General features: G+C 67.9%; 9 protein-coding genes. 6 read left to right on the top strand and 3 right to left on the bottom strand.

The genetic code is table 11. The features are described 5' to 3' along the window. Positions 1-24 precede the first annotated feature (24 nt). Genes DDE23_RS19855 through cysG form a run of 5 tightly spaced genes read left to right on the top strand, consistent with a single transcriptional unit; the run spans position 25 to position 8,049 of the window. Positions 25-1,233 (top strand): MFS transporter, encoded by a 1,209-nt coding sequence (locus tag DDE23_RS19855; RefSeq protein WP_107754235.1) that lies wholly within the window; start codon positions 25-27, stop codon positions 1,231-1,233. Positions 1,234-1,253: 20 nt separating this feature from the next. Beyond that, on the top strand, positions 1,254-3,689 hold the full coding sequence (gene nirB, locus DDE23_RS19850; protein ID WP_107754233.1) for a nitrite reductase large subunit NirB: 2,436 nt from the start codon (positions 1,254-1,256) through the stop codon (positions 3,687-3,689). Further along, positions 3,686-4,021: a nitrite reductase small subunit NirD gene (gene nirD / locus DDE23_RS19845; RefSeq protein ID WP_107754231.1), complete on the top strand. Its 336-nt coding sequence runs from the start codon at positions 3,686-3,688 to the stop codon at positions 4,019-4,021. Before nirB ends, nirD begins: the two co-directional genes overlap by 4 nt. Beyond that, complete coding sequence (locus DDE23_RS19840) at positions 4,018-6,633, top strand: nitrate reductase (protein WP_107754229.1); 2,616 nt, start codon at positions 4,018-4,020, stop codon at positions 6,631-6,633. The genes nirD and DDE23_RS19840 overlap by 4 nt, the downstream gene beginning before the upstream one ends. Positions 6,634-6,642: 9 nt before the next feature. Continuing rightward, positions 6,643-8,049 carry a siroheme synthase CysG gene (cysG, locus tag DDE23_RS19835; protein ID WP_107754227.1) on the top strand — a complete coding sequence of 469 codons (1,407 nt, stop codon included), beginning with the start codon at positions 6,643-6,645 and terminating at the stop codon, positions 8,047-8,049. Between the two features lie 111 nt (positions 8,050-8,160). On the opposite strand, the gene DDE23_RS19830 is transcribed toward cysG, so the two are convergent. Continuing rightward, positions 8,161-9,234: an ABC transporter substrate-binding protein gene (locus DDE23_RS19830; protein ID WP_157958091.1), complete on the bottom strand. Its 1,074-nt coding sequence runs from the start codon at positions 9,232-9,234 to the stop codon at positions 8,161-8,163. 280 nt (positions 9,235-9,514) lie between these two features. On the opposite strand from DDE23_RS19830, the gene DDE23_RS19825 reads away from it, so the two are divergent. Continuing rightward, positions 9,515-10,267 (top strand): FadR/GntR family transcriptional regulator, encoded by a 753-nt coding sequence (locus tag DDE23_RS19825; RefSeq protein WP_107754223.1) that lies wholly within the window; start codon positions 9,515-9,517, stop codon positions 10,265-10,267. A 23-nt stretch (positions 10,268-10,290) separates the two neighbouring features. On the opposite strand, the gene DDE23_RS19820 is transcribed toward DDE23_RS19825, so the two are convergent. Together DDE23_RS19820 and DDE23_RS19815 are read right to left on the bottom strand one after the other, a co-directional pair. Next, positions 10,291-10,674 carry a nuclear transport factor 2 family protein gene (locus DDE23_RS19820; RefSeq protein ID WP_107754221.1) on the bottom strand — a complete coding sequence of 128 codons (384 nt, stop codon included), beginning with the start codon at positions 10,672-10,674 and terminating at the stop codon, positions 10,291-10,293. Beyond that, entirely contained in the window at positions 10,671-11,699 is a 1,029-nt protein-coding gene (locus DDE23_RS19815; RefSeq protein ID WP_107754219.1) for an aldo/keto reductase, read from the bottom strand. Before DDE23_RS19815 ends, DDE23_RS19820 begins: the two co-directional genes overlap by 4 nt. Position 11,700 lies beyond the last annotated feature (1 nt).

Raw genomic sequence — 11,700 nt, 5'->3', positions numbered from 1 at the left:
ACGCCTTGCAGCCCGGAGCTTGCCATGGCCTCTGCCGCCGTTTCCCCCAATGCCACCCGCGCCCTCACCCTGTCGACCGGCGCTTTCACCGTCTGTTTCGCCGTCTGGACGATCTTTTCGATCATCGGTCTGCAGATCCGCGAAACCCTGTCGCTGACCGAGACCCAGTTCGGCCTGCTGGTCGGCATGCCGATCCTGACCGGATCGCTGGTCCGCGTCATCCTTGGCGTCTGGACCGACCGTCTGGGCGGCCGTCTGGTCTTTACCCTGACCATGCTGGCGGCCGCGGTCGCCACCTTCCTGCTGTCCTATGCCCAGACCTATGGTCAGTTCCTGATCGCCGCCCTTGGCGTCGGCATCGCGGGCGGGTCGTTCGCGGTCGGCGTCGCCTATGTGTCGCGCTTCTATCCCGCCGACCGTCAGGGCACCGCGCTTGGCATCTTCGGCGTGGGCAACGTCGGCTCGGCCCTGACCAAGTTTGCGGCGCCGTTCCTGATGCTGGCCTTGGGCTGGCAGGGCGCCGCGCAGGCCTATGCCGCCGTGCTGGCCCTGACCGCCGTCGCCTTCTGGCTGCTGTCCGACGATGATCCGGTCATCGCCGCGCGCGGCAAGACCCCGGAGCGCAGCTTTGCGGCCGAATTCGCGCCCCTGGCCGATATCCGGGTGCTTCGCTTCTCGCTCTATTACTTCTTTGTCTTCGGCGCCTTCGTCGCGCTGGCCCTGTGGCTGCCGCGCTATCTGATCGGCGTCTACGGGTTCGAGGTCGCCGTGGCCGGGATGGTCGGTGCCGCCTATTCGATCCCGGGGTCGATCTTCCGGGCCTGGGGCGGGGCCTTGTCCGACAGATACGGCGCGCGGGCGGTGCTGTACTGGACCTTTGCCGTCTCGACCCTTGCCACCCTGATCCTGGCCCTGCCCTTTGGCATGCCGCCCGCCGGTTTCATCGCCGTGGTCTTCGTGCTGGGGCTGTTCATGGCCATCGGCAAGGCCGCGGTATTCAAGCATATCCCGGTCTACTACCCGGAGAATGTGGGCGCGGTCGGCGGCATGGTCGGCATGATCGGCGGTCTTGGCGGGTTCGTGCTGCCTCTGGTCTTTGGCTGGCTGCGCGATGTCACCGGGCTGTGGTCGTCGTGCTTTGCCGCGCTGTTCGTGATCGCCGCGCTCTGCCTGATCTGGATGCATCTCGCCGTGCGCCGCATGACCGGCGCCCCCACCGGCCAACCCGCATGAAAGCGCGAGAGGACAGTGCCATGAAGAAACGACTCGTCATCGTCGGCGCCGGCATGGCCTCGGGCCGGTTGATCGAACACCTGCTGGACGCCGCCCCGGACCGATGGGATGTGACCCTGTTCAACGCCGAGCCGCGCGGCAACTACAACCGGCTCATGTTGTCGCCGGTCCTGTCGGGCGAAAAGGCCTACGAGGACATCATCACCCATGACGATGCCTTCTATGCAGACCGGGGCATCACCTGCCGCTTCGGCGAGCCGGTGGTCCGCATCGACCGTGCGGCGAAGGTCGTGGTCACGGCGCAGGGTGACACGCCCTATGACCGGCTGGTGATCGGCACGGGGTCGGCGCCCTTCATCATCCCGGTGGCGGGCAAGGCGCTGCCGGGCGTGGTCACCTATCGCGATCTGGAGGACACCAATGCGATGATCGCGGCCAGCCGCCCCGGCGCGAAAGCCGTCGTCATCGGCGGCGGGCTTCTGGGGCTGGAAGCCGCGGCGGGGATGGCCGCGCGCGGCGCGGATGTGACCGTCATCCACCTGATGAGCCATCTGATGGAACGCCAGCTGGATCCGGCGGCGGGCTACCTGTTGCAGAAGGATCTGGAACGGCGCGGCATCCGCGTGCATTGCAAGGGCGCCACCAAGGCGATCCTCGGCGAGGACAAGGTCGAGGCCGTGCTGCTGGAGGATGGCACCGTCTATGGCGCCGATCTGGTCTGCATGGCCGTGGGCATCCGCCCCGAGACCCGACTCGCCACCGATGCCCATCTGGAAGTGAACCGGGGTGTCGTCGTCGATCCGCAGATGCGCACGGCCGACCCGGATGTCTTCGCCCTCGGGGAATGCGTCGAGTTCGACGGCCAGTTGTTCGGCCTTGTGGCGCCCCTCTACGATCAGGCAAAGGTGCTGGCCTCGGTCCTGAATGGTGGCGATGCCGCCTTTCGTCCGGTGCAGACCGCGACCAAGCTCAAGGTCACGGGCGTGGACCTGTTCAGCGCCGGCGATTTCGCCGACAAGCCCGGCCGGGAGGAAATCGTGTTCCGCGATCCCGGACGCGGCATCTACAAGCGGCTCGTCCTCGAAGGCGACCGGCTGATCGGCGCGGTCATGTATGGCGATACCGCCGATGGCAACTGGTTCTTCCAGAAGATCAAGGACGGCGCCGACATCTCGGGCGAGCGCGAGACGCTGATCTTCGGCCCCGCCTTTGCCGGAGGTGTCGCCGCGGACCCTCTTGCAGCCGTTGCAGCCTTGCCGCCTGAGGCAGAGATCTGCGGATGCAACGGCGTATGCAAGGGCCAGATCGCCGCCGCCATCGACGGGGGCGCCACCACATTGCAACTGGTGCGGGCCAGGACCAAGGCCTCGGCCTCCTGCGGCACCTGCACCGGCTTGGTCGAGCAGGTGCTGGCGCTCAGCCTTGGCGAGGCCTTCCAGATGCCCACGGCCCAGCCGATGTGCGCTTGCACGGATCTGACCCATGAGGACGTCCGGCGCCTTATCAAGGCGCAAGAGCTGAAATCGATGCCCGCCGTCTTGCAGGAACTGGGCTGGCGCACGTCCTGCGGCTGCCCTTCCTGCCGTCCGGCGCTGAACTTCTATCTGCTGGCCGACTGGCCGCTGGACTATCGCGACGATGCGCAAAGCCGGTTCGTCAATGAACGCCTGCACGCCAATATCCAGAAGGACGGGACGTTCAGCGTGGTGCCCCGGATGTGGGGGGGTGTGACCAACGCCCGCGAACTCCGCGCCATCGCCGATGCCGCCGACAAGTACAACGTGCCGATGGTCAAGGTTACCGGCGGACAGCGCATCGATCTGCTGGGAGTCCGCAAGGATGACCTGCCGGCGATGTGGGCCGATCTGAACGCTGCCGGTCTGGTTTCGGGCCATGCCTATTCCAAGGGCCTGCGCACGGTGAAAACCTGTGTGGGGACCGAGTTCTGCCGGTTCGGCACCCAGGATTCGACCGGCCTGGGCGTCAGGCTGGAACAAAGGCTCTGGGGATCGTGGACGCCGCACAAGGTCAAGCTGGCCGTGTCGGGCTGTCCGCGCAACTGCGCCGAGGCGACCTGCAAGGATGTCGGCATCGTCTGCGTCGAGTCGGGATACCAGGTCGGCGTCGGCGGAGCCGCGGGGATGGACCTGCAGGAAACCCAGCGCCTCGTCGCGGTCGAGACCGAGGCCGAGGCAATGGATGTCACGGTGGCCTTCGTTCAGCTTTACCGCGAACATGCCAGATACCTGGACCGGCCCTACAAATGGATCAGGAAGGTCGGGCTCGACTGGATCAGGTCGCAGGTGCTGGATGCCGAGATCCGCGCCGCCTTGATCGCGCGTTTTGATCTGAGCCAGTCCATCTATCAGAAGGACCCCTGGGCCGAACACGCCAGGCCCGATGCGGCGCGGCGGTTCCGGCCCCTTGCCGACCTGTCGCTGGAGGCCGCCGAATGACGCGCTGGATCGACATTGCCGCGCTGGACGACATCCCGCCGCGCGGGGCGCGCACGGTGAAGACGGCGCAAGGCTGCGTCGCGGTCTTCCGCACCTTCGACGACCGGGTGTTCGCGCTCGACGACCGCTGCCCGCACAAGGGCGGGCCGCTGTCGGAGGGGATCGTGCATGGCCATGCCGTGACCTGCCCGCTGCATGCCTGGGTTTTCAGCCTCGAGACCGGCCGCGCGCTGGGAGAGGACGATGGGTCGGTGGCCACCTATCCCGCGCGGGTCGAGCAGGGCCGCGTCCTGATCGACGCGACCCGGCTGCAGACGTGGCGCGTCGCATGACCCGGTCCACCTGTCCCTATTGCGGGGTCGGCTGCGGGGTGATCCTGACGCCGGTGGCGAATGGCATCAGGGTCAAGGGCGACCCTGAACACCCGGCCAACCTCGGGCGGCTCTGTTCCAAGGGCACCGCTCTTGGCGAGACGGTCGGCCTGTCCGGCCGGCTGACCGCGCCGCTGGTCAAGGGGGTCGAAACGGACTGGGACGCCGCACTGGATCTGGTCGCCGCGCGGTTCCGCGACACGATTGCCGGGCATGGGCCGGATTCGGTCGCCTTCTATCTGTCCGGGCAGATGCTGACCGAGGATTATTACGTGGCGAACAAGCTGATGAAGGGCTTCATCGGCAGCGCCAATGTCGACACGAATTCGCGCCTGTGCATGGCCTCGACCGTCGCCGGCCACACCCGCGCCTTCGGTGCCGATACGGTGCCCGGCACCTACGAGGACCTGGACCAGGCCGATCTGGTGGTGCTGGTCGGCTCCAACCTTGCCTGGTGCCATCCGGTGCTGTGGCAGAGGGTCGAGGCGGCAAGGGCGGCGCGCGGCACGAAGATCGTCGTCATCGACCCGCGCCGGTCCGTCACCGCCGATGCCGCCGACCTGCATCTGCCGCTCTCGCCGGGCGCCGATGTGGCGCTGTTCAACCGGCTGCTGGTGGCGATTGCCGACCGGGGCCTGACGGATGCCGCTTACCTCGCCCGTATCGAGGGTGCCGATGCCGCCATCGCCGCCGCCCGCGCCGATCTGGCGGAAACCGGCGTTGCGCCGGCGCTTCTCGACCGGTTCATCGACCTCTGGTGCGCGACACCGCGGGTTGTCACCGTCTTCTCGCAGGGGGTGAACCAGTCGACCTCGGGCACCGACAAGGTCAATGCCATCCTCAACTGCCATCTGGCCACGGGCCGCATCGGCCGCCCTGGCATGGGGCCTTTCTCGGTCACCGGCCAGCCGAATGCGATGGGTGGGCGCGAGGTCGGCGGCCTCGCGAACCAGCTCGCCTGTCATCTGGCGCTGGAAAATCCCGATCACCGCCAGGCGGTCGGCCGGTTCTGGAACGCGACCCGGATGGCCGACCGCCCGGGATTGAAGGCCGTCGACCTGTTCCGCGCCGCAGGAGACGGGCGGATCAAGGCGCTGTGGATCATCCACACCAACCCCGCCGTGACCCTGCCCGAGGCCGATGCGGTGCGCGCCGCGATTGCCGGATGCGATTTCGTCGTGGTCAGCGACGTAACCGGTGCCACCGATACCGCGCGGCTGGCGCATGTCCTGCTGCCGGCCGCCGCCTGGGCCGAAAAGTCCGGCACCGTCACCAATTCCGACCGCACGATCAGTCGCCAGCGGCAGGTGATCGCCGCACCCGGTCAGGCCAGGCCCGATTGGTGGATGCTGGCGCAGGTCGCTCGGCGCATGGGGTTTTCCGGCTTCGACTGGTCCGGTCCCGCCGCGATCTTCCGCGAGCACGCTGCCCTCTCGGGCATCGCGGGCCGGTTCGGGCGGGATTTCGACATTTCGGGCAAAGCCCGGATCAGCGATGCCGGGTATGACGTGATGGATCCCTTCCGCTGGCCCTTCAGCGCCCATCGGCAGGGGGGCCGGTTCTTTGCCGACGGGCAGTTCTTCACACCCGACCGGCGCGGGCGGATGGTGGCAGTCACATCCCGCCCCCCGGCGGCCATGCCCTCGGAAAAGCGTCCGCTGCGGCTGAACACCGGACGCATCCGCGACCAGTGGCACACGATGACCCGCACCAACCGCGCCGCTCGGCTGAATCGTCATCTCGGCGAGCCGTTCATCGACCTGCACCCCGCCGATGCGCTGCAACTGGGCGTTGCGCCCTTCGGGCTGGCCGAGGTTACCTCGGACCATGGAAGCGCGATACTGCGCGTCGTCCTGAGCGACCGGGTCGGTCGCGGGCAGGCCTTCGCGCCGATGCACTGGTCCGGCGAGACCGCGCCCACCGGCCGTGTGGATGCGCTGGTGCCCGGCGCGCTCGACCCGATCTCGGGGCAGCCCGAACTCAAGGCGGCGACGGTCTCGGTCGCGCCATTCCCCGCCCGCTGGTTCGCTTTCGCCGCTGCGGCCCGCGACATCACGCCCGACAGCGCCTATTGGGCGCGGCGCGTCACCGAATCGGGTCATGCCGCCGAGCTTGCCGACCTGACCGCGCCCGCGGATATCGAGGCCTTCGCGCGGCGCCTGTTCGACCTGCCCGAGGCCCAGTTCATTCGGTCCGACGATCCCGCGCGCGGATTGGCCACGCTTGCCCTTGTCGACCGGGGCCGGATCGGCGCGCTGCTGTTTTCGGGCCCCGCGCCGGTCGCGCTGGCCCGTGACGCGATCATCGCCCGGATCGGCGCACCGGTCCTGCCCGGCAGCCTTGCCCCCCGCGCGCGCGCCGACCAGCCCGACAACGGCCCCCTCGTCTGCGCCTGCACCGGAGTCGGGCGCAACCGGATCGCGGCCGCGGCGCAGGCAGGCGCCTGCGATGTCGCCGCCATCGCCCGGGCCACCGGCGCGGGCAGCAATTGCGGCGCCTGCCGCCCCGAGATCGCGGCGCTGGTGGCCGCCATTTCCAGCCCGCCCCCCTCACCCGCCCTCGCCGCCGAATAGGACCGGATCATGCAGACCTTCCCGATGTTCCTGACCATGAACCAGCGCACCGTCATCATTGCCGGCGGCGGGGAACAGGCCGCGCAGAAAGCCCGGCTGATCGCCCGGACCACCGCCGGGATTGTGCTGGTCGCGCCGGACCTTGACCCCGAACTGGCAGGCCTGGTCGGCGCCGGCCGCGCCCGGCACCTGACCGACCCCGCCAAGGCCGACTGGGCCGGCGCCAGCCTGGTCTTTGTCGCGACAGGCGATGCCGCGCGCGACCGGGCGCTGCACCACCTGGCCAAGCAGCGCGGCGCCGCGCTGGTGAATGTCGTCGACCGCCCGGCGCTGTGCGACGCCTTCACCCCGGCCATCGTCGACCGTGACCCGGTCGTGGTCGCCATCGGCACCGAAGGCACCGCGCCGGTGCTGGGCCGCAACATCCGGGCGCGGATCGAAACGCTGCTGGAACCGCGGCTGGGCGATCTGGCGGCCCTGGCTGGGCGGCTGCGCGGAGCGGTGGAAGCGGGAATCCCCCATGAAGGGCGCCGGGCGTTCTGGGATTGGGTGTTTCGCACGGTCAGGCCGGCAGACGGCATCGACGCGGCGGCACAGCAGATCAAGACGGCCATCGCGGCCGGTGGCCCGCCGCCGCCCGCCGGTCGGATCAGCCTGATCGGTGCCGGACCGGGGGCGGCCGACCTGCTCACCTTGCGCGGATTGCGCCGTCTGCAGGAGGCGGATGTGATCTTCTACGACCGGCTGATCGATCCGGCCGTCCTCGATCTGGCCCGGCGCGATGCCGAACGGATCAGCGTCGGAAAGGAGGTCGGCGGCAATGCCTGGCCGCAGGACCGCATCAATGGCGTCATCGTCGCCGCCGCCCGTGCCGGCAAGCTGGTGGTCCGGCTGAAGTCCGGCGATCCCGGCGTCTTTGGCCGCGCGACCGAGGAAATCGCCGCCGCCCGCGCCGCCGGTATCGCGGTCGAGATCGTGCCGGGCGTCACCGCCGCTGCCGGTGCCGCGGCCTCGTTGACGCGATCCCTCACCGAGCGGGGCGAGACCGATACGCTGGTGCTGACCACCGGCCGCTGCCGTCCCGGAGATCCGTCGCCGGACTGGGCGGCGCATGTCTCGCCCGGGACGACCACCTGCTTCTACATGGCGGTCGGCGCGGCGCCGCAGATTCGCGACCGGCTGCTGGCGGCCGGCACGCCGCAGGATATTGAGGTGGATGTCATCGTCGCCGCGCAATCCGCAGAGGAGCGGCAGCTTGCCGGGCGGCTCGGTGACCTGCCCGATCTGGTCTCGGGCATCGGCAGCGGGGCGATCATCGTGTTGCGCTGGCCGAAGGCCGTATCGCGTCGCACCCGGGTGGCATCCGTCGCCGCCCGCAGCCACGCTCTGGCCCAGCACCGGCATTACGCGACATGAGACAAAAGACGATGCGCCATCCAGAGGAGGCGCATCGTGCGACTTGAGCAGGTCCCGGCCGGAACGCGGCCAGCTTTCAGCAGCCGGGCCTGACCCGCGCGCGCGACGGGCTCACTGATCGGCGATCATGGCGTCGATGATCCGCCGCGTTTCCGCCAGTTGGTCGAACTGCGCGACCGAGGAAACCGACACGATGGTCGAACCCGCTTCTTCGATCTGCCGCAGCAGCGCGGCGCCGACGGTCGAGTTCGGATTGGCCAGCTGGCCGATATGCTCCTCTTCCCCGATCATTTCGATGCCCCGCGTAGCGAACCAGGCGGCAAACAGGCGCGCGGCATTCGGGTGCGGCGCGAATTCCGGAACGAAGGTCTTCATGCCCAGGACCGGCGTGTAATCGGCGAAGGGACGAAACCGGATGGGCTCGCCGCGGGCGATGGCCAGATCGGTGGCGTAGGACATGCCGGTTCCCACCGCCGCCTCACCGCCAGAAACGGCCGCGCCAACCGCACCGCTTCCCGGCTTGAGGATCGGGGAATTGGCCAGCAACCCCTCGACGATCGCCACGGTCTCGTCCTCGCCGATGGCGTAGCTGAGGTAATCGACCGGCGCGATATGGTAGGAATTGAGCGCCAGCCTGCCGGCCCATTCCGGCGCGGTCAGATCGGACACGGTGACCGGCAGCTCGCTTTCCTCGACGAATTCAGGGTTCCAGATCAGCCCGTAAACGAGGTCGAACATGGAAAGGACGGTCCCCTCCATTTCGGGGGGCACGCCCGAGGCCGCGGCCTCGATGCCGGGAAGGTCGTCGCCAAAGATCCCGGCCCAGTCGACCGAGGCGATATAGCCCCGCTGCACCGAGGGCCAGAGATCGTCGACGCTGCCCTGCCCCACATCCCCGCTGAAGACGCCCGAGGCGCTTTCAGCGTTCAGCCGTGCCATCAGGGCGGTCGGGTGCGTCGGCGCCCATTCGATATTGATGTCCAGATCGTATTCCTCGAGGAACGCGTCGATCAGCCGGTTCCGGTTGGCGCTGTCGGTCGGGTGCAGCATCAACACCACCAGCTCGCCCTCCTCCCGGGCGCCTGCCACCAGTTCTTCGACCGTCTGGGCGAGTGTCCCGGTTGCAAGAAACGTTGCCAAGGCTGCGGTCCCGGTCAAACGGGCCATCGTCGAATGGAACGGCATGTCTTCCTCCCTTGTTGCGCATAGTGACAGTCTCAGCATGCGTCGACCCGAGGATGCAGCGCCCCAAACCGCGAGTCAACTAAATATTAGACCTTTAATGCAGGCTGGCCGTAAATGGCCGGATTTACCAAGAAATATCTTGTATTAACATGCTACTAAATGCGATGTATAAATGACATATGATTAGCAAGATGCGTGGCAGAAGTGTCAAGGATGGATGTTTAGTATCAACTGAGGTTTGCTATCGGTTGGCAAATGTACGACAACGGACGGAGGTCACATGGCGCAGTACCGGGAACAGATGGCAGCCTTGAAATCACCCGCCTCCAGCAGCCTCAAACTCGGCCCGGTGAAGATCCCCCGGGCCGCGGAAGTCCTGGCAAACCAGCTGCGCGAAGAGATCGTCGGCGGCCGGCTGTCCGATGGTGACATGCTGCCCAACGAACGCGAACTGACCGAATCCTCGGGGTTGTCGCGCTCGTCGGTACGGGATGCCCTGCGCATGCTGGAGCTAGAGGGGCTGATTGCCACCAAGCAGGGGCGCAACGGCGGCTCGCGGGTCTGCAAGCCGGGACGCGACACCATCGTCAAGACCGTCAGCCTGTTCATTTCCAGCCGGCGGACCCGGCGCGTTTCGCTGGTCGAGGCCCGGGGCGCCATCGAACCGACCGCCGCGATGCTGGCCGCCAAGCACCGCACCGACGAGGATCTGGCCCGGATCCAGGAGAAGCACGCGGCGATGGTCGCGGGCATCGATGATCTGGACAGGTTTCTGCGCGGCAACCTCGACTGGCACATGGCCATCGTTCACGCCAGCCACAACGACCTGCTGATCGCCTTCATGGAATCGATCTCGCACGCGGTCTATGACGTGACGAATGACGAGACCCTGAACCCGCCCGAGGTCCGACAGCAGGTGGTCCGGATCCACGGGCGCATCACCGATGCCATCGAAAAGCAGGATCCGGCCGAGGCGAAGCGCCTGATGGAACGGCACGTCACCGCCTATGCCGAGTTTCTCGGCATGAGTTGAGGCTGCCGGGCCGCTCGCGCGTCCTACGAGGCGACGGCGACCGGCAGCACCGCAAAGGACTTGGCGACGATCTTCCAGACCCCGCCGATGCGCAGCAGGTGCAGCACATCGCTGAAACGGGAACCGGGTTCCGCTGCCATTTCCAGCGCGACGGCCGCGCAATGGGGCCCGGCCATGTGGGCCGAGACCAGTCGATAATCCAGCGCCCGCCCCTGCGCCGCCTGCGAGGGGCGGCTCGCCACGAGGTCGATCCAGTCCCGGGCCTCGAAGCACCTGAGCGCATCGCCATCGACGAATTGCAGTTTGCACTCAGGCAGGAAGATCGCGCGCAGCCGGTCCGCGTCGCCCGCATGAAATGCGCGGGCATAGGCATCGGCCAGGGCAATCGGGGCGTCCATCTCGGTCATCGGGGCGTCCTTTCGGGATGCGGCACGGCGAGCACCTGCTTCATCCAGCGTGCCCCGTTGTGGAAATTGGTGACCGCGCTTCCCGGCGGGACCAGAGTGTCGAAGGCCTCCCGCAGGTCGGGGGGAAAGGGCAGGTCCAGAACGGGCAGCATATGCTCCAGCTGCTCGAGCGTCCGCGGGCCGAACAGCGGTGCCGCCACCGCCGGTTGGTCGCGCACCCAGGCCATGGCGAGCTGCGCGGCGCTCGTGCCGGCCTCTGCCGCCAGCCGGGCGACTTCCCGCCCGACTGCGATACCGGCGTCGTTCACCCGGTCCGAATAGACACCGCCCCGCGTGACCGCCCGCGAATCCGCCGGAAGGTCATCGGCCGACGCATAGCGCCCGGCCAGCACGCCCTGGGCCAGCGGAGCGTAGGGGACCAGGGACAGGCCCTGCGCCAGGCAGAGCGGCACCAGTTCATTCTCGACCCGCCGGTCAAGCAGGTTATAGGGCGGCTGTTCGACGATCGGCCGCGCCCATCCCCGCCGGTCGGCCAGGGCGACGGCCTCCATCACCTTCCAGGCCGGAAAGGACGACGTGCCGATGTATCGAACCTTGCCCGCGGCCACCAGATCATCCAGCGCCCGCAAGGTCTCGTCCGCGGGGATGGTGAAGTCGGGGCGGTGCAGTTGCAGAAGGTCGATATGGTCGACCTTCATGCGGGCCAGGCTGCGGTCGCATTCGCGCAGGATGTGATAGCGCGAGTTGCCGCTGTCGTTGGGTCCCTGCCCCACCGGGAAATGCACCTTCGTGGCGATCACCACATCATCGCGCCGGCCCCATTCGGCGATGGCCTTGCCGACGAATTCCTCGCTGCGGCCCTCGTTGTAGGAATTGGCAACGTCGAACAGGTTGATCCCGGCGTCGAGCGCCCGGAGCATGATGCGGATCGAGGTCGCCTCGTCTGTCGGCCCGCCGAAATTGAAGGTGCCGAGCGCGAGCGGCGCCACCATGAAGCCGCTGCGGCCAAGGGAACGATAGTTCATC

Origin of the sequence: Pararhodobacter aggregans, assembly GCF_003075525.1 — a bacterium.
Lineage (GTDB): Bacteria > Pseudomonadota > Alphaproteobacteria > Rhodobacterales > Rhodobacteraceae > Pararhodobacter > Pararhodobacter aggregans.
Note: the sequence above shows the minus strand (reverse complement) of the source record. Positions and strands in the feature narration are given on the sequence as shown.